This window comes from Paenibacillus sp. BC26 (assembly GCF_900116125.1).
GTDB lineage: Bacteria > Bacillota > Bacilli > Paenibacillales > Paenibacillaceae > Paenibacillus_Z > Paenibacillus_Z lignilyticus.
On the sequence record NZ_FPAD01000001.1, the window covers coordinates 1,109,438 to 1,127,639 of the forward strand.

The 18,202-nt window shown below is 50.6% G+C and carries 13 protein-coding genes; 9 read left to right on the forward strand and 4 right to left on the reverse strand.

What is annotated here, in order from left to right; translation table 11 throughout:
• The gene (locus tag BM412_RS04600) at window positions 1–666 is read right to left on the reverse strand and encodes a cupin domain-containing protein (protein WP_091214525.1); all 666 of its coding nucleotides are present in this window, start codon (window positions 664–666) and stop codon (window positions 1–3) included.
• Between the two features lie 202 nt (window positions 667–868).
• Between BM412_RS04600 and BM412_RS04605 the strand changes: the two genes are divergently transcribed.
• Window positions 869–1,948 carry an AbrB family transcriptional regulator gene (locus BM412_RS04605; RefSeq protein ID WP_091214528.1) on the forward strand — a complete coding sequence of 360 codons (1,080 nt, stop codon included), beginning with the start codon at window positions 869–871 and terminating at the stop codon, window positions 1,946–1,948.
• Window positions 1,949–1,977: 29 nt separating this feature from the next.
• Here BM412_RS04605 and BM412_RS04610 read toward each other — a convergent pair whose 3' ends face one another.
• Window positions 1,978–3,171 carry an oxalate decarboxylase family bicupin gene (locus BM412_RS04610; protein WP_091214531.1) on the reverse strand — a complete coding sequence of 398 codons (1,194 nt, stop codon included), beginning with the start codon at window positions 3,169–3,171 and terminating at the stop codon, window positions 1,978–1,980.
• Window positions 3,172–3,268: 97 nt separating this feature from the next.
• Complete coding sequence (locus BM412_RS04615) at window positions 3,269–4,255, reverse strand: LacI family DNA-binding transcriptional regulator (protein WP_091214533.1); 987 nt, start codon at window positions 4,253–4,255, stop codon at window positions 3,269–3,271.
• 274 nt (window positions 4,256–4,529) lie between these two features.
• Between BM412_RS04615 and BM412_RS04620 the strand changes: the two genes are divergently transcribed.
• The 6 genes from BM412_RS04620 (at window position 4,530) to BM412_RS04645 (ending at window position 13,694) form a co-directional block, all read left to right on the forward strand.
• On the forward strand, window positions 4,530–6,980 hold the full coding sequence (locus tag BM412_RS04620) for a GH116 family glycosyl-hydrolase (protein WP_091214536.1): 2,451 nt from the start codon (window positions 4,530–4,532) through the stop codon (window positions 6,978–6,980).
• A 165-nt stretch (window positions 6,981–7,145) separates the two neighbouring features.
• A complete protein-coding gene (locus tag BM412_RS04625) occupies window positions 7,146–8,405 on the forward strand; it encodes a DUF5050 domain-containing protein (protein ID WP_091214539.1) in 1,260 nt (419 codons plus the stop codon).
• A gap of 46 nt (window positions 8,406–8,451) precedes the next feature.
• Window positions 8,452–9,291: a nucleotidyltransferase domain-containing protein gene (locus BM412_RS04630; RefSeq protein ID WP_218163121.1), complete on the forward strand. Its 840-nt coding sequence runs from the start codon at window positions 8,452–8,454 to the stop codon at window positions 9,289–9,291.
• A 170-nt stretch (window positions 9,292–9,461) separates the two neighbouring features.
• Window positions 9,462–10,136 (forward strand): NAD-dependent epimerase/dehydratase family protein, encoded by a 675-nt coding sequence (locus tag BM412_RS04635; RefSeq protein WP_091214544.1) that lies wholly within the window; start codon window positions 9,462–9,464, stop codon window positions 10,134–10,136.
• Window positions 10,137–10,152: 16 nt separating this feature from the next.
• A complete protein-coding gene (locus tag BM412_RS04640) occupies window positions 10,153–10,914 on the forward strand; it encodes a hypothetical protein (RefSeq protein ID WP_091214547.1) in 762 nt (253 codons plus the stop codon).
• A gap of 266 nt (window positions 10,915–11,180) precedes the next feature.
• Entirely contained in the window at window positions 11,181–13,694 is a 2,514-nt protein-coding gene (locus tag BM412_RS04645) for a carbohydrate-binding protein (RefSeq protein ID WP_177245662.1), read from the forward strand.
• A 55-nt stretch (window positions 13,695–13,749) separates the two neighbouring features.
• Here the strand turns inward: BM412_RS04645 and BM412_RS04650 are convergent, their stop codons facing one another.
• On the reverse strand, window positions 13,750–16,092 hold the full coding sequence (locus BM412_RS04650) for a helix-turn-helix domain-containing protein (protein ID WP_091214552.1): 2,343 nt from the start codon (window positions 16,090–16,092) through the stop codon (window positions 13,750–13,752).
• 240 nt (window positions 16,093–16,332) lie between these two features.
• Here BM412_RS04650 and BM412_RS04655 point away from each other — a divergent pair, with 240 nt between their 5' ends.
• Together BM412_RS04655 and BM412_RS04660 are read left to right on the forward strand one after the other, a co-directional pair.
• Complete coding sequence (locus tag BM412_RS04655; RefSeq protein ID WP_256256116.1) at window positions 16,333–17,280, forward strand: ABC transporter permease; 948 nt, start codon at window positions 16,333–16,335, stop codon at window positions 17,278–17,280.
• Window positions 17,281–17,298: 18 nt separating this feature from the next.
• Window positions 17,299–18,177 carry a carbohydrate ABC transporter permease gene (locus BM412_RS04660; protein WP_091214555.1) on the forward strand — a complete coding sequence of 293 codons (879 nt, stop codon included), beginning with the start codon at window positions 17,299–17,301 and terminating at the stop codon, window positions 18,175–18,177.
• The last annotated feature ends 25 nt before the right edge of the window (window positions 18,178–18,202 follow it).

The following is an 18,202-nucleotide window of genomic DNA, read 5'->3' on the forward strand; positions in this document are numbered from 1 at the left end:
TTAATACTGATACCATCCGTTCCCGATGACGGTTCGGTTCGGATAAGAATAGCCGGTTACAGGTACGGGTGCTGGTGCAGGTATGCTGGGAGCCGCAGCCGCCACGCCTTGCACCATTTGTCCTGCTTTGTTGCACGTATTAGGCGGGCCAATAAGCACGGTTTGCGTAATTGGCGCCAGCGTTTCCTTCACCATCGCTTCGTTGAGACAATAGGTATGTGCAAGAACATTCGCCGGAGTCAGTCTCAGCAGGTCGGATCCCCCAATGAACTGAGGAACAGGTGCGTCGAAGATGGCCAATACATGGGTATTATCCATCGTTGCGACTTCGTAATGCCACCATCCCTGCGGAATATTGACCACCTGTCCCGGCTGGCTGATCGGGAAGTTAAGCAGCTCATTCGTAAAAGGATTGATTAACGAGACAACCATCGCGCCGGAGATCAGATAAACGAGTTCGGCCGCATTCTGATGATAGTGGGGCTCGATGACATTTCCTTTACTCATGAAGATATCCAGCAGCGACACGTCGACAAGCGTATTCAATTGTTGATTGGATAATGTATTAATATAATTGCGGGCATCTTTTCTGAACGTGGTATTGTTGTTGAGATTATACGTAAATTGGACCGACGGAGACGTGTAGTCCATGTATGAAACCGTCATAGCACTCCCTGCTTTCTTTGTATAATAGGCATTTGGCATGGGATATGTTATGTCGGTTGCGGCTGGAACGTGTTTCCCTTCCTAAAAAATGCATCATCCCGCAAGTTGCCGGACGCGCCTATTGGCGTGTTCTTTTTTTGCGTTAAAGGGGGAAGTCGTTGTATTGTAAAAAGACGTTATAGAAGCAGGAAGGTGGAAGTGAATGTGGAGTACGCTGCTGACAGCACTAATCGGAGGAGTCGCATTCAAGCTGATGCATGCCCCGATCCCGTGGCTGCTCGGACCGATGATCGCAGTATTACTTGGATCAAATCTGCTGGGCAGAACGTATAAGTGGCCGGTGCAAGCAAGAAATGCCGGCATGATCATCGTCGGTTATGCGATCGGCTTATCGATGACGGCAGAGGCGCTGCGGGAGATCTCCTATCAGCTTCCTTCCATGATGCTGATGATCGTATTATTATTGCTGTTTTGTACGGGAATTGCATATATCGTATCTAAACTATCGCATACGGATTTCAAAACGGCTTTGCTGGGCAGCGTGCCCGGCGGGTTAACGCAGGTTCTTGCGCTTGCGGAAGAGACCAAAGGAGTTAATCTGACGATCGTAACGGTGACGCAGGTGATCCGGCTCATGATGATCATTATTTGCGTGCCGCTGCTCGTATTTAATCCGTTCTTCGGCCAAGCGCATTCCGAAGGAGCGGCAGCGGTGTCGCAAACCCTAGCCGCAACAGCAGAATGGGACGGCATGTTTCCGAATATCCTTATCTTCGCCCCAGTTAGCGTTGCATGTGCGGTATTCGGCAACAAGGTAAACTTCCCAACCGCCTACTTGCTTGGACCGGCTCTTGGAACGGCGATCCTTCAGCTCAGCGGATTGCAGGGTCCACCGCTGCCTTCCCTGCTGATAGATGCAGCTCAGTTCATGATTGGAACGTATGTAGGGCTGCTCTTGAAACCGCAGCAGCTGCCGAATAAGCTGCGGACAATATCGCTGGCTCTTGGGAGCGGGCTCTTGCTGATCTTAGGGGCATGGGGATTCGGCGTCGTGCTGACCAAACTTCATCCGATCTCCATGCCTACAGCACTGCTCAGTCTTGCGCCGGGAGGCATGGACCAGATGGGCATCATCGCGCATGAAATTCAGGCCGATCTGTCGATGGTGGCGGGGTATCAGCTGTTTCGCACCTTCTTTATCTTCTTCGCGGTGCCGCCGCTTCTTCGGATGATGTTCAATTACAGCTTAAAGAAACAGAAGAAGCAGGAAGCAGGATCATAATCGGCTGCGACGTCGTTAGCATGCAACATTTACTTCGGGTAATAAGTGAAACCCGGGAATTTCACGACAGCTTGTTCTTCCTTGCGCAGCGCGTCGAGCACCTCGGGACCGACGTTCAAATTACGCGCCACGAGATTCCGAGGCGTCAGCGCCATCCATTGATTTAATGAAATGTCTTCGAATCGATCGCTTTTGAAAATTTCCAGAAACCACAAGGATTGGCTGCCTGTGTTCTGTATATAATGGCCGTTGGCGAAAGGAACGTAGCCGACATCGCCCGCTCTGTAATCAAAGGTCCGCGCTGCGCCGTTGCCGGTGAATACCGTCATTCTCCCTTGACCGGTCAAATAATACTGCCATTCATCATTGTTGGGATGCCAGTGCAGCTCCCGCATGCCGCCGGGTTCGATTTCGACCAGTGCCGCAGCTACGGTTCGAGATATCGGGAAGTTGGTGGAGTCCACGATTCTGACATTGCCTCCCGAAGATTTGACCGGGGTTTGGGCGAGCAAGCTGTGCTTGAAGGTGAGAGGGACGGTGCCGTAAGGCGATTGGATGGCCTGTTCCGCGATCGAACCTGGAATATTATCTTGGAAGATATAAACCTGATCGTCCGGAATGGCGTCAAATGCGCTTTGCGGTACGCCGAAGTTGGCGGACAACACGTCTTTGGGCGTATGGGCAAACCAGTCGGAGATGGATAGCGTATTCAAATCGGAGAAAGACCCGTCATCGAAGACAAGCAGAAATTCGCAGCCTTCTTCCAGCCCTTGAATGGAATGCGGCAAACCCGCCGGAAAATACCACAGGTCTCCCGGACCGACATCGGCAATAAAATTGCGCCCCTGCCAATCCATGGACGTAATGCGCGCGCAGCCCCGTATCATGTAGGACCATTCCGCTTGTTGATGCCAATGCAGCTCTCGAACGCCTCCGGGCGTCAAACTCATATTCACGCCGGCGAGCGTTGTTGCAATGGGCAGATCCCGTACCGTAATTTCACGCGACCAGCCGCCTTTATTGAGCACCATGTGGGTATCGGAGAACGACATTTTCATATTCGGCACCAAGCCTGCATCCGTTGCAGGAGGCACCAGCATATCCGGATTCTCCATATCTCTCATAATATCGCGGGGCCCTAAATCAAGACCGCCCGCGCCATCGCTTCGGATCGGCTGCGGAATGTGAAACGGCTTCCTATCGTCCGGGGTAGGATTTGTCATGAACTCGATTCCTCCTATACGTCTCTAGTATATCCCCTATATGTATGAGCGACGGCCTGGCAAGAAGACCAATTTCACCCCTTGTAAGGGCCTGATGCTAAAGCGAATCCCGTTCAATAATTGCGTAGCCAACATGGGTACGTCGCGGAATGTCTTGGCCTTGGATGCTGGCAATCAGTTGTTCAGCTGCTCTGCGACCGATCTCGTCAACGTGATAATCAATCGTGGTCAGCGCAGGATCCACATAGTGCAAAATATCGATATTATCAAAGCCCATCACGCCGGCCTGCTCCGGTATCCGAATATCATTCACCTTCAGAAACCGCATAATGTCGAGGGCGTAGATATCGCTGCTGCAGAGAATGGCGGGCTTCTCGTCCGATTCCGTTATCAGCCGCAGCAAGCTCTCCAAGTAATCATAATCCGTAATTACGGTATAAGAGATATCTTGCTGCTCGGCGCAAGCCTCGATAAACCCTTTATAGCGCTGCTCCGGCACGTAAATATTACTCTTCCCCTTGTAACGCAGCGGTGGGCTTACATACAGAATGCGTTTGTAGCCTTTGGATGCGATATGGTGAACGGCTGTTTTCATCGCTTGTTTGTCGTCGATCCAGACGAACGGCACCTTTGCCGATACCCGATTGGTGAAGGTGACGACCGGTACGCCGGATGCCTTCAAGAATGAATCTAACGTCGGGCCCATATTGACAGGTGACATCGCAATACCGTCGACCTTGCGGTCCAGCAGATTGTTGAGATATTCGAGTTCAAGAGCTTTGTCCTTATTGGTCAGCACGAGGTAGACAAAATAACCGTGTCTTCTTGCTTCCGCTTCGAAGGCGTGAAACAGCTGCGAGAAGATGCGGTTATACATATCGAACAGCACGATGCCGAGCGTCTTGGTTTGTCCTTTGACTAAGCTTTGGGCCAGAAAATGCGGTCGGTATCCCAGTTCACCGGCAACTTTCATGATTTTCTCACGTGTAGCTTCATTGATTCCGGGACGGTTATTAAGCGCACGGTCCACCGTTCCCCGAGTTACCCCGCACAGCTCCGCGATTTGTTTGCTTGTCACTTTCATCAGCTTCCGGCAGCCCCCGACTTTGGATTCATAGTTTGCGATAATCGTAGTATAGAATGTGGGCTCAGGTCAATCCGTTCATGTGCACGATAGGCCAAAAATCAAGTTTGACCGCAAAATAATAGCGTTTACAAAAATATACATGGCTGTTACAATTAAAAACGTTCACGTGCACGGTGATTCCGTGCAAGTCGATTACAAACATTCATTCTTGAACGAACATCACCTCATTCATAGCCGAACCCTAAACGAGCCTATAAGGAGCGATCGACAAATGGTTTATTCGAAAGAGCAATTATTCGATTCAACGGGGCAGCGCACGTATTCGGAAGAAGCGAAAGAAGCAGCTTTTCTGTTAGGCGGAATCGGTACAGGCAATATCTCAATCGGCAGCCGCGGCGAGTTCAGAGATTGGGAGATCTTTAACCGCCCGGGTAAAGGAGACCTGCTGCCGAATACGTATTTCTCCATCTGGGCGAAGCAAGAAGGGGAAGCGCCCGTCGCGAAAGTGCTGGAGTCGAGACTGCCGCTGCCTCACAGTCGATCGCATGGCTATCATCCCATTACAGGCGCCGGACTGCCTCGTCTTGAGAAGTCGACGATGCGCGGCGAGTATCCGCTCGCTTGGGTCGATTTTGAAGATAAAGAGCTGCCCGTACAGGTTTCGCTTGAAGCGTTCACGCCGTTTATTCCGCTCAATGCGAACGATTCCGGCATTCCCGGCGCATACATGACTTACACCGTCACCAATACGTCGAATAAGCCGGTTGATGTTACGATCGCAGGCTCACTGATGAATCCGATCGGCGGATTGAATTATGATTCCTTCGGTAACTTGGATGTTCGAAACACCGGGGGAAACTTCAACGAGTTCCGCGAGGATCATGGTTTCACCGGTTTGAACTTTACCTCTAATGCATTCGGCGAGGGCGATCTGAATTTCGGCAGCCTTTCCCTGGTGACGACGAATCCGAAGGTAACCTATAAACGCGCGTGGTTTCGCGGCGGCTGGTACGATTTTCTGCAAGAGTTCTGGGATGATTTTGTCCAGGATGGCCAGCTGAATGATCTCGGCTACGATACGCCTTCCGAGAAGAATCGGACGGATACCGGCTCCCTTGGCGTCTGCGAGACGTTGGCGCCCGGAGAGACGAAGACATTTGCTTTCATGCTGGCATGGCATTTTCCTAACCGCGTCAACGGCTGGAATGATCATATTTGCGTGAAGGAAGAAGGACGGCAAATTACGCAAAACTATTACGCAGGTTTATTCGACAGCGCTTGGTCTGCGGCTTCTTATCTGGTGAACAACCAAGCTCGGTTGACGCAAGAAACGAAACTCTTTCACGGTGCGCTGTTCGCGTCCACGCTCCCATCGCATGTACTTGATGCCATTGCAAGCAACATCACGGTGCTTCGCAGTCCAACCTGCTTCCGGTTTATGGATGGGAGATTCTTCGGCTACGAGGGCTGCTTCGATCATCAAGGCTGCTGCGACGGAAGCTGTACGCATGTGTGGAACTATGCTCAAACGCTTGCGTTCCTCTTCCCTGAGCTGGAGCAGAGCATGCGCAGAACGGAGTTTCTGACGGAAGTCGAAGAAGACGGCAAAATGAATTTCCGAGCATTCAAGATGTTCCAATCGGAATGGACGTGGCAAGGAACTTCTGCACCTGCCGCAGCCGACGGTCAGATGGGCACGATCATGCGCGCCTACCGCGAGTGGAAGCTGACAGGCGATGATGATTTTCTGCGTGAACTGTGGCCTTCGATTCAGAAGACGCTGAATTACGCGCCGCTGCACTGGGATACCGATGGCGACCTGGTGTTTGATGGGGTGCAGCATAACACGTATGATATCGAATTCTATGGTCCGAACCCGCTGACCGGCGTATTCTTCTTGGGCGCGCTTCGCGCGGGGGCTGAGATGGCTGCTTATCTTGGCGAAGAAGAAACCGCGAAGAAATATGCAGACGCGTTCGAAACGAGCTCCAAACGACTTGATGAGCTGACTTGGAACGGCGAGTACTATGTGCAGCGTCTGGATGATGTGGATGCGCATAAGTATCAGCATGGCATCGGCTGTTTGTCGGATCAGCTGCTCGGCCAGCAGCTTGCACATCTGTACGGGCTCGGTTATCTGCTGCCGAAGGAACGTGTGCAGAGCGCGATTCATGCGGTGTTCAAGCATAACTTCAAAGAGGACTTCTACAACCATGTCAATTGCCAGCGGACGTACACGCTTAATGACGAGAAGGGCTTAGTGCTGTGCTCATGGCCTGAAGGCGGACGTCCGAAGCTGCCTTTCGTCTATTCCGATGAAGTGTGGACCGGCATCGAGTATCATGTGGCGACACATCTGATCTACGAAGGTTTCATCGAAGAAGGCCTCACGATTGTCAAAGCGGTGCGCGACCGTCAAGACGGGTTCCGCCGCAGCCCTTGGAATGAAGTCGAATGCGGTCATCACTATGCACGGTCGATGTCCAGTTGGGGACTTCTCATTGCGCTGAGCGGCTTCGAATTCGATATGGCTCGCGGTGAAATGAAGTTTGCGCCGGTCATTAATGAAGCAGAGTATACCGGCTTCTGGAGCACGGGGCGAGCGTGGGGAACATACAGTCAGAAGCAGATTGATGGCGGTTATGAAGTCGACGTGAAGGTGCTGTATGGTGATGCTTCCGGCGTGAAAGTCAGCGCGGGCGGCAAAGAGTTCACCTTATAGGAGCAAGTGAGAGGCTGTCCCGGAAGTGCCGATTACGGCATTCGGGACGGCTTTTTATTTTGCCCGTGTCCGTGCGATGCAACAATCTCCTCATAGCTTCGTCTAGATAGGAAAGAGACTGTTTCTACCTATCCATACCAATAGAAGAGGTGAGGTGTTCGAAACATGAAGAAATGGTTGATCGGCATGCTGGTATGCACGTGCCTCGTAGGCACCGGAACAGGCTTTGCCCAAACATCCGAGGCGCAAGCTGCCGCTGCCATCACAGTTACTGTGAACGATCGCTCGATAGATTTTGATACCGAACCGATGAATGATCATGGCACCGTATTTGTCCCGCTTCGTTTTGTCGCGGATGAGCTGGGCGGTCAAATAACAAGCTGGAGCAACAAAGAGGTAACCGTCACGAAAGGAACCGCAACGATCCGTATGAAGATTGGTTCCAAAACGATACTGATCAATGAGGAGCAGCTCGAGCTGCAAGCAGCGCCTAGATTAATAGACGGGCGAACGCTCGTTCCGCTTCGTGTTCTCTCTGAGGTATTCGGAGCCACCGTTCACTATGTGAATCATCAAGTTCTCATCCACACAGCGGTCGCCGAACCTATCCATGGCAATTCCATTGGCAATCTCAATAATGGCGGCTGGTATGCGAGCGACGAAGAATGGATTTATTACAACAATCAGGATGATAGCGGCAGGCTGTACAAAGAGAAGTATGACAGCTCGGAGAATCAACTGGTCAGCGACGACAAGTATGTTGGGGCTCTGAATCTAGTTGGGCAGGAGCTGTACTATACAAGCGACAATAAGCTTTTCTCAATCGGTATCGATGGGGAGAACCGAACGCTTGTGCATGATTTTGGGCTGGGAGCAAACCTTGTATCCATTGCGGGAGACTGGATCTACTACACGCAAGGCACCTATATGTATAAACCGCTTTATCGCATGAAGCTGGACGGGACATCCGGGGAGCTGCTTGAGAACCATCAGGTATCCAGCATTGCGGTGATGAATGGAAAAATCTACTATACGATTGAAGCGCAGAAGTTATTCGTGATGGATAGCGATGGACGCAATAAGAAGAAGCTGCTCACCGGGAATTACATTACTTGGGTTGAGGTGCAGGGCCAGTCGCTGTATTTCAATTTCAAAGGGAAGCTGTACACGATGGGTACAGATGGAACGGCCTTAACGAAACTATCGGATTTGGATGCGCGCAATCTTAATAGGCAAGGTGACCGGCTCTATTTCAGCAACTATAGCGAATACAGCAAGAAACTGTACCGGATGAATCTATCGGATCGCACCACGCAGAAGCTTAGCGACGATAAGGTGTATTATATTCATATTTTGGATAAGAAGCTGTTCTTCTACAACCCGGACATCCGCGTCGTTGAAGAGATTGGGATTGAAGGGGCATAATGATTAGCAGGAAGAACGAAGCTAGTTTGAGGTGATGATGATGGAAATGGAGCAAAGACTTACGAATATCGTAGAGCGATTGAAGCGGGTTCCCGGCATTGCGGGCATTGTGCTCGGCGGCTCTCGGGCTACGGGAACGCATACTGCAGAATCCGATGTCGATATCGGCCTCTATTATGATGCGGCTGAACCTATCGATATCGCAGCGTTGTCCGTGGTTGCGACTGAGTTGGACGACTCCGGGAGAACAGAGCTCGTTACGCCAATCGGAGGCTGGGGGCCATGGATTAATGGCGGCGGCTGGCTCCACATTGGAGGAATTGCCGTCGATTTACTCTATCGGGAGCTTGATAAAGTAACAGCCATAGCGATGGATTGCCAGCTTGGAAACATATCCGTACATTATCAACCGGGGCATCCGCATGCCTTTTGCAGTCCGATCTACATGGGGGAGGCAGCCGCTTGCCGCATCTTATGGGACCCGCAAGGACGGATCGAGCAGTTGAAGAGCTTGTGTCATCCATATCCGGATGCGCTTCAGAGGGCGGTTGCGGATACCTTCATGTGGGAGGCAGGCTTCTCGATAGCCAATGCGCATAAAGGTGTGAAGCGCGGCGACGTTTCTTATGTTGCAGGTCATTTGTTTCGCACGGTGAGCTGTACGGCACAGGTGTTATTCGCACTCAATCGGACGTATATGCTGAACGAGAAAGGTGCGGTTGCCGCCTGTGCGCGTTTCCCTATTAGTCCCGCAGACTTGGCGAATCGCATTCATCGGAGCTACGCGCTGCTATCGCCGGAGCGAACCATCCTAGCATCCGCAGTGCAGGAGATGGATGCACTGGTGAAGGATACGGAACGATTGAAGGCAGAACTATTGCGATAGATGTGTGGCTAATCCGCCGGCCGAGCAGGGGTAAACCTGCTTGGCTTTTTTTATTTTGATAAGCAATGCTGCAGATTGGCGCGATCACCCTTGAAATCTACTGTTCAGCGATCGTTTAATTTGCTATCGTTGGTAGATAACAGATGAAGATACGAGAGGGGGATTTCATTGTGAACGTACTATTATTCGGCGCAACGGGCATGGTAGGGCAAAGCGCGCTTCGCGAATGTCTGGTAGATCCGCAAGTTACGGCGGTCACCTCCGTCGGTCGGAATGTGACCGGTCAGAAGCATGCTAAATTGACGGAGATCAAGCAGGCTAATCTGCTCGACCTCTCTACTATCGAGAATCAATTAACGGGCTTCGACGCCTGCTTCTTCTGCCTCGGCATATCGTCTGCGGGGATGAGCGAGGAGCGTTATACTGCGATTACCTATAATCTGACGCTTAGCGTGGCGAAGACATTGGCGCGATTGAATCCGCAGATGACGTTCATCTACGTGACGGGCAGGGGAACGGACAGCACGGAGAAAGGCCGCAGCATGTGGGCGCGAGTAAAGGGGAAAACGGAGAACGATCTGTTGAAGCTTCCCTTTAAAGCGGCGTACATGTTCCGTCCCGGCGGCATTATTCCTCGTCATGGCGTAAGGTCGAAGACCAAGCTTTACCAAGCGATATACATCATCATGAGACCGTTCTATCCGCTGCTGGAGAGAGGGTTCAAGAGCGCCATGACATCTTCGGATAAAGTCGGACGCGCCATGATCGCAGTTTCGCGGCATGGTTATGCAACTCCGTTCATTGAAAGCGATGATATCAATCAAATAGCTTCACAACCCACATGAACAGCGAGGAATTCAGATGTCGATGAAGCCGGCACCACTTCCGCAATCCATTCTATTTGAAATTATTCTGGCTGTAATCGTCGGTGGAACGGTGATCACCGCATTCTCGCCGCTTTATGGGAACGGTATTATTAATGTCGTCGTACCGATCGTTATTTTATTGGTCTTGAAGGCTGATTTCTTTGAAAAGATGAAGCTTTCCACGCTGCTGATCGGCCGAATATTGGTTGTCGTGACCTTCTTAGGTTTCTTCCCCGACAACTGGCTCGTCCCGACCATCGTGTGGCTGCTGCGCCTCAATATCTTGGAAGCGGCACTGACCGATTACAAGAATCGAAGCTATTACAACGTGATCTCAGGCATCGCCTTGTTAGGTTCATCTTTCGTGCTTCAAGGAGAGTGGCTCGGAACGTATTACGTCACGACAAACGAAGCGATGATCTATTGGGCGATTGCCTACACCCTGTGGAATTGGAACTTCGTCATTTACCAATTCAAGCAGCAAATCGGTTTCTATCATATGGCTGTCCTTATTGCCCCAATGCTAATCGTGCTTGGAGCGTGGAACCCGGGATTATGGCTGATCATGCGGGCAAACAGCTTGACGGTTGCAGGGATTTTTCAAATTTCTTGCAAAAGCTACCTGGAACAGAACCTGCGGAACGATTCGCTCGCTTCATTCATTGCAGCAGTGAAGCGAAAACCTACACAGCTAGTCGTTATGGTTGTCAATGTACTGCTCTGTGTACTTACGCTGGTTCTTGCAGGGATAGGTTAACGAACGCGTGTCGAGAGAGTCTATGAGACTTTCTCGGCTTTTTTATGCATCCACCGCCATAAACCGTGTTATTCGTAGTAGAAGAGCTTCGGAAAAATGATGAATCTATGGAAAACAGAGTTGCTGCGAATGCCATAGAAAAACTATGATGTGATTGTGAAAGCGTATACATAGCAACTTTTTGGCAGATGCAGAAGGGCGGTGCATGGAGGGAAGAAAGTATTGGACGTATGGACCAACTCTATGAATCACAAAGGAGAATAACAATGAAGAAGAAAATGACGCTTGTTTTATTGGCCTGCTCCATGGTGTTCACTTTGTTTGGTTTTAGTCTTACTGTAGATCAAGGCTCGAAAGCTGAAGCTGCCGGCTACACGGCCAAGCTGCCCAAAATGCCGCCGACATCGGCCGTTGTTGTTCTGGACATTACGAAGGATAAGAGCGAGCATTCGTGGGAATCCACGGAGGCGCTGCTGGCAATCACGACGATTCAAGGCATCGTCAATCGTACGAGCAGTACGAAAATCTACTTGGTGAACGCGCCGCAGAAATGGACGGGGATCTGGAATCCGCCTGCGACAGATCAGTGGGCGCTTGATGATGGGCTCGTACCCGGTACGAAGACGTACCCGACCTTGAATCAATCCAAGCGGTTCCCGGTACTCAGCTACTTGGTGCAAAATTACGCATCTTATATTAAAGGAAGCGTCTTATACCCAAGCTTGTCCACGACTGTCAATGACAGTGCGGTAATGGCGGCGATTACGGCAGCGGCGCAAACCGATGCGATTCCGTTGTCTTCGGCTATTCAGAGCTATTTGTCAACAACGGAGGGCAAGACGTATACATCGCTTGCGGATACACGAGGCTTTGCGAATGAAATCGACGCATTCCGCTGGGCGAAAGCGAACTACTTTAATGCGAATACGACAAAAGCATTCGTAGCCAAACATGGTTTCAAGTATTGGGGCGGAAGTCCGGCGCTTGTTCCGATGACCTTCGACTATTTTGTGGCGAGCAAAGCGTTCATCTATAGCCTTGACGCTAATAAAACCAATGAGAGGGCTGAGGTCGCGAGCTTGCTGAATACGACCAATTACCCTGCTGGTACACCGGTACTGGGCGAGATTAACGGCGAGCTTTCGGAGCTGCAGGAAATCGAGGACCGCGGTTATTTCTTCACCTTCCTCGATGGTGCGAATTACTCCGTCCATAGCTCATACGCATCCGATCCCGCGGCCATTACAGCGCCGGCTGCTCCGGTAGCGTCGACCATCGACAATAACGGCGTCTACGTTGCCTTCTACGTCACCGATGGCGACAACCTGAGCATTGCGGAGTACAACCATCACAACTATTGGCGCAATTCCGGATATAAAGGACAAGTGCCTATGGGCTGGTCATTGCCGCCGATGCTGCTTGATCTGTATCCGAAGAAGCTGCAGTGGCTCTCTGCGAACAATTACAATAACAACTATGAGCTGATTGCCAATTACAATGATGGAAGCGCGCCGAACACGGCCGCAGGCGAAACGGCATTCACAACCGCGTATAAAGATTATCTGAGCAATTCCAATGGACTGTTCAGATCGATGAACTATTTTGACACCTCGGCTGCGGCGAATAACATCATTACCACGATTAATCCTTACTTCTCCATTCGCGGCTATCAAGGGGCAACGAACGGAAATCCGGTTTCTTGGTCGTCCATCGGTCAAATCCCGGACACGACCATTAGCGGTTCCACGCAATCTACGGCAACACCGCAAGAGATTGCCAATGCCGCCAAATATGTAGCGGACCACACCGCTGCAGGAACGCCTGCGTTCGTCGTTGTTTCGGTTGGAGATGGAGGCCACTCGGGAGATCCGTCTGAGGATGCTGCGCTTGCGAAGGCGATTATGCTTAACAATGCAGGAGGACGAAACTATCATTTCTTAAGACCGGTCGATCTGGCGGCAACATGGAAGGCTTACTCGTCACCTACACCACCGTCAGGCAATTATGAGGCGGAAAGCGCAACATTGACCGGAGGGGTAGCAACCTATACGAATAGTTATGCTTCAGGTGGGCAGATTGCCGGTTCGTTCTATCAGGGCGGCGCAATCAGCTTTGCCAATGTCGCGTCCGGCAGTTCAGTACAAATTCGGTATGCGAACGGCTCGACTGTACAAGGAAAGGCAAGCTTATATGTGGGAGGCACGGATGTCGCGCAAGTGACGCTGCCGCCGACCGGAAGCTGGGATACGTTTAGTACGGTTACGGTGAATGTCACCGTAGGCGGAACCGTTAAGCTTCAGATTGATGCCGACGATGCGGCGACAATGGGCGGAAGCTTTACGACTGCGGGCAACATTGACAAAATCACGGTGTCCGGCACTGGCGGAGGCGGCGGTCAAAGCAGCTTCGAGGCGGAGGCAGCTGCGCTGGCAGGCGGGGCTGCAATCTTCACGAATGGAGGCGCATCCGGCGGACAGATCGTCGGAAGCTTCTACCAAGGCGGTTCGCTGACGTTCACCGGAGCAGCGAGCGGCAGCAGTCTTACGGTTCGTTATGCGAATGGCTCCACTATTACTGGACGAGCTAGTCTATATGTGAATGGCGTGGATGTGGCGCAGATCGTACTGCCGCCGACCGGAAGCTGGAATACATTCAGCACGGTTACGGTGAACGGAGCCGTTCAAGGAACGATTAAGATTCAAATCGATGCCGACGATGCTTCCACGATGGGCGGCAGCTTTATTACAGCAGGTAATCTCGATAAAATTACGATCAATTAATGAAGAAAAAGGATACAGCAGGGACGATGTCGTCCTGGCTGTATCCTTTTCTTTGTTATCCTGTAACCCTGTCATCTCGCATAGCCTGGTTCTCTTTTCGATATTGTGCGGGCGTGATGCCGTAATTTTTCTTGAAGATCGCATAGAAGGAATTGAGTGCCGAGAATCCGGCATTCCTTGAAATATCTTCAACCGTGCGGTTTGTCTCGACAAGCTGCCGTTTGACCTCTTCCAGCCGCAGCCCCGTAATGTAATCGGATAACGATTGATTCATGATTTCTTTGAATAACGGTCTTAAGTATGGAACCGACATTCCCAGTGCATCGGCTACGAATTTGGAGGAGAGATTCACATTGCCGATATTCGATTCGACGATCGTGCGAATGTCATGCATTAATTTGGAATGACGGTTTGATTTGGCATTCTGATTCGTTTCCAGCACGGATGCGATAACGGAATGCAGCCATTCCATGACGTTATCAATCGTCTCCAAACTGTCTAACTGCATCTCGATATGCGTGAGACTCCACAGATGAGGATCGCTGTAATCATGCCTGATTTGCCGGACGGTCTTGCCCAAGTTAATCATGAAATGCGTTAAAGCAAGTCTTGACTCGGAGTAGGAATAAGGCGCCAAATGTTTAACAAACTGCTCCAGATGGGAAATACATTCCTCTTGATGCCCCAATCTCAGCGCAGCCAATACGGCACGTTCTTGTTCTTCCGGATAAATATAGTCAGCTGCAGCCTCGCTTTGCGCCTCCAGGAAGAAAATCCGCCTCCTGCCGCTCTTAAACCGCTCGTTCGAGCGTTCCAGTGCATTTGAATACGAGCTATGGAGCGAGTTGAAGGAATTGCAGATGCCACTGATCACGACCGTGCTTGATAATGATAGATACTGGTTGAAATGAGCTTGAATTTGATCGAGCTGTGGCAGCAGATCAGCGGGCTCTTGATCATCTTCAAGGTTGAAGACAGCTGCGATATGATCGTCGTCCATTCCGGCGGTTTCAACGAAGAGAGACGCAAGATCCTCTTTGACGATATTTTGCATCGCATATTTGATCAGACGCTGGCTGCGCGTGTTATTCGATTCGCAGAATGCCGCGTAATGGTCGATCCGGAATATGGCAGCGCACAGCCGACCCGGGTTCAGCGAGATTTCCTGCTCCCTCAGCCGCTCAAGAATGCGATTGGATTGATTCTCCGCCGGATGAAGCAGCAGTTCTCTTAGTACGGATTCCTTGGAGGCAAGCCGATTTTCCCGCCAATAGTTCGACAGCTGGCCCAACTGGCTCTTCTGTCGATTAAAGATTTGGGACAAATAAGAGAGTTCATTATCGGTCTGCTGATTCGAATCCTCTTGCGTGAGGCTATGACTGGCATGGTTCTTCTTCACATCCGCAATTAATTCTTCGAGCGGGGAGTAAATGCGCCGTGACAACCGCCAGATGGTGATAAGCAGGGCTAAGAAGAATATTCCATAGAACACAAACGTTAAATTGCGCAGGAGATGTAAATGGTTGAACAGTTTGTTCTTTGGAATGAGTTCTGTCATCGTCCAACCCTTGATGCCTTGGAAAGGAACATCGACATACGCGAGCAAGTAATCATCGCCGCCAATATCCACGTTGGTCCAACCTTCAGCCGGTTTTGATAGGACCGGGAGCTGTTGCAACAGCGGCTGTGCATTGGTGCTTGTTACGAGCTGCCGGTGCTCATCGAAGAACGCGATTTCATTCGCGGATCCGCCGCTTTGGAATTCATTGCCGATGTAAGAATGGAGCTTCTTCATATCGACGTTTAAGACGAAGGAAGAGATGGAGCGATTCGTTTCATACGAAATAATGATAGACAGCAGGTTCTTAGGCGCTGGATGGCCAATCGGAAACTTCGCGAGCTGACGCGGCAGAAACGACACATTATACACCTTGTCCGTCGCGCGAATGTTGGCGAGCACCTCTTTGTCCCAGAAGCCTTCTATCGGCAGCAGTCCGTAATTGGAAGTCAGTACTAGATTCGTATACCCGTTTACAATGTAAGCGGAGTCAATAAAAGGATTGTATTTCAGCACATCCTTGAGCTTCATCCAGATTTGATTGTCTCGATAGGCGTCATTGAAGTTCTGCAGGGCATAGGTTTCGAAATCGGTATTTCGGCTCCAGTTGATCGCATAAGTCGCGGTGGACTCGAGCAAAGAGGAGGCGATACCGGCGCGTTCCTTCATTAATACAACGGAGTGATCGCCGATTTCCCCGGATGCCGAGCGAGAGAACATGGTGTAGATCGAGAATGTGCTGATCGTCATTGCACCTAAGCTGATGCTGACAAAATAGAGCAGGATACGCAAGTAGGTTTGTCTGTTCTGTAGGCGTAATAAGAGTCGTTTGCGCGCCAAGTTCTTTCCCCTCCGTAGGCTGTTATGCTAGCGCTAATTATAGCATAATCGTATTCGGCTAATGCGAAAGCCTAGTATTTCTTATGAGTCTCGTTTTATGATCTGCGTTTATCTGATGAATCTGTCTTTTTCAGATGCGGTTATCCGTGCAATTAAGATAAATCTGCTCATCCCGGCAATATTCATGGGATGGCTGAATTGATAGGCTGTGGTTGTACCGAAACGATGAGGTCAGACACAATGAGTGCTGCACGAAAGGAAACGATGAGCATGTACGCTAACGTATGGAAGACGATGAAGAAGAGCCCGTTCTTATTTCTGATGGCGGTGCCCGGGATGCTGTTCCTGTTTCTATTCAACTATGTTCCTTTGTACGGAATACTCATTGCCTTCAAGAATTTCAATATTTCCAAAGGCATACTGGGAAGCGAGTGGGTGGGGTTCAAGAACTTCGAGTTTTTCTTATCCTCGGATAAGCTGTTTCTCGTCGTGAAGAACACGCTGTTTCTAAATGCTTTATTCATCGGGGCAACGACCGTGTTCGCGATTGCAATTGCACTGCTGTTAAACGAAATCCGCGTGCAATGGTTTAAGCGGGTCTCCCAATCCCTGATTTTCCTGCCTTACTTCATGTCCTGGGTCGTCATTAGCATGATTGTGAATGCTTTCCTCGGCGGGCAGGAGCCTACCTTGAACCATTGGCTGACGTCGCTTCACTTGCCTGAAGTCAATTGGTATTTCAATGCCGAGCTGTGGCCGTACATCTTAACCGTCATCCGCGTCTGGCAAGGAGCGGGTTATCTCGCCATTATCTACTTAGCCGCCATCTCCGGCATACCCGAGGATATGTACGAAGCAGCCAGAATTGACGGTGCCTCCCGCTTCCAAATCATGCGGCGCATTACCCTTCCGTTGTTAACGCCTACCGTCTCCATTCTGATCTTACTTGCGGTCGGTCGGATCTTCAACGCGGATTTCGGAATGATTTACGCGATTATTCAAGACAATTCCATCTTGTTCCCGACTACGGATGTCATTGACACCTTCGTGTACAGATCCATGAGACAGCTGCATGATTTCGGTATGTCTTCGGCGGTCGGTTTGTTCCAGTCGGTGATGGGTTTCTTATTCGTATTGCTTGCTAACGGCATCGTGAAGCGATTCTCACGAGATTCCGCACTGTTCTAAAGAAGGAGAGAATGCAACATGAAAGAAAGCCGCGGCGATCAAACCTTTAAACTGATCTCTTACTTATTTATCGCCTTGTTTGCCTTGTTTTGCCTCATTCCGTTCTGGCTCATGGTAGCAGGTTCACTCAGCACGGAGAAGGAGCTGCTGTTAAGCGGTTACTCGCTAATTCCGAAGGAGCTGTCAACGGCTGCTTATGAAGCGGTTCTGAGATCGCCGGTCATAAAGTCCAGCTATATGGTCACCGCGTTCATAACGATTACCGGTACCTTGATCGGTCTAACCGTCAGTTCCATGCTGGCCTACTCCATCGCGAGCAGGCGGAATCCGCTGCGTAACGGCATCGGCTTCTACGTCTACTTCACGATGCTCTTCCAAGGCGGCATGGTGCCGTTCTATATTCTGATGTCCAACTGGCTTCACTTGTCCGATTCGTTGTGGGCGCTTATTCTGCCGATTGCAGTCCAGCCTTTCTATGTTTTCCTCATGGTAAGTTTCTTCCGGACGATTCCGGATGATCTGGAAGAAGCGGGACGTATAGACGGCGCAAACGAGCTGACGGTGTTCTTCCGCATTATTGTTCCGGTGTCAAAGCCGATTATCGCTTCCGTGGGGCTGTTCCTTGCACTGGCTTATTGGAATGATTGGTTTATGGGTCTGCTCTTCATCACCGACGACAGTAAGTTTCCGCTGCAGCTCGTGCTGCGACGTTTGATCTCGAACATCGAAGCATCCAAGCGGCTGATGCCGGCTGGTGCGAATTATGTAACGGACTTTCCAAGTCTCGCCGTTCGAATGGCGACGACGCTTATCACGATCGGGCCGATCGTGATGCTGTATCCGCTGCTCCAGAAGTATTTTGTCAAAGGATTGACGATTGGCGCCATTAAAGGCTAGACAGGCGGCTGTTGCTGGGTTTAGG

What these genes read in the sequence shown, in the direction of transcription:
- BM412_RS04655 (WP_256256116.1), top strand. Translation starts at nt 16,333, where the DNA reads ATGAGTGCTGCACGAAAGGAAACGATGAGCATGTACGCTAACGTATGG.
- BM412_RS04630 (WP_218163121.1), top strand. Translation starts at nt 8,452, where the DNA reads ATGGAGCAAAGACTTACGAATATCGTAGAGCGATTGAAGCGGGTTCCC.
- BM412_RS04600 (WP_091214525.1), bottom strand. Translation starts at nt 666, where the DNA reads ATGACGGTTTCATACATGGACTACACGTCTCCGTCGGTCCAATTTACG.
- BM412_RS04615 (WP_091214533.1), bottom strand. Translation starts at nt 4,255, where the DNA reads ATGAAAGTGACAAGCAAACAAATCGCGGAGCTGTGCGGGGTAACTCGG.
- BM412_RS04605 (WP_091214528.1), top strand. Translation starts at nt 869, where the DNA reads ATGTGGAGTACGCTGCTGACAGCACTAATCGGAGGAGTCGCATTCAAG.
- BM412_RS04645 (WP_177245662.1), top strand. Translation starts at nt 11,181, where the DNA reads ATGAAGAAGAAAATGACGCTTGTTTTATTGGCCTGCTCCATGGTGTTC.
- BM412_RS04660 (WP_091214555.1), top strand. Translation starts at nt 17,299, where the DNA reads ATGAAAGAAAGCCGCGGCGATCAAACCTTTAAACTGATCTCTTACTTA.
- BM412_RS04625 (WP_091214539.1), top strand. Translation starts at nt 7,146, where the DNA reads ATGAAGAAATGGTTGATCGGCATGCTGGTATGCACGTGCCTCGTAGGC.
- BM412_RS04610 (WP_091214531.1), bottom strand. Translation starts at nt 3,171, where the DNA reads ATGACAAATCCTACCCCGGACGATAGGAAGCCGTTTCACATTCCGCAG.
- BM412_RS04620 (WP_091214536.1), top strand. Translation starts at nt 4,530, where the DNA reads ATGGTTTATTCGAAAGAGCAATTATTCGATTCAACGGGGCAGCGCACG.
- BM412_RS04640 (WP_091214547.1), top strand. Translation starts at nt 10,153, where the DNA reads ATGTCGATGAAGCCGGCACCACTTCCGCAATCCATTCTATTTGAAATT.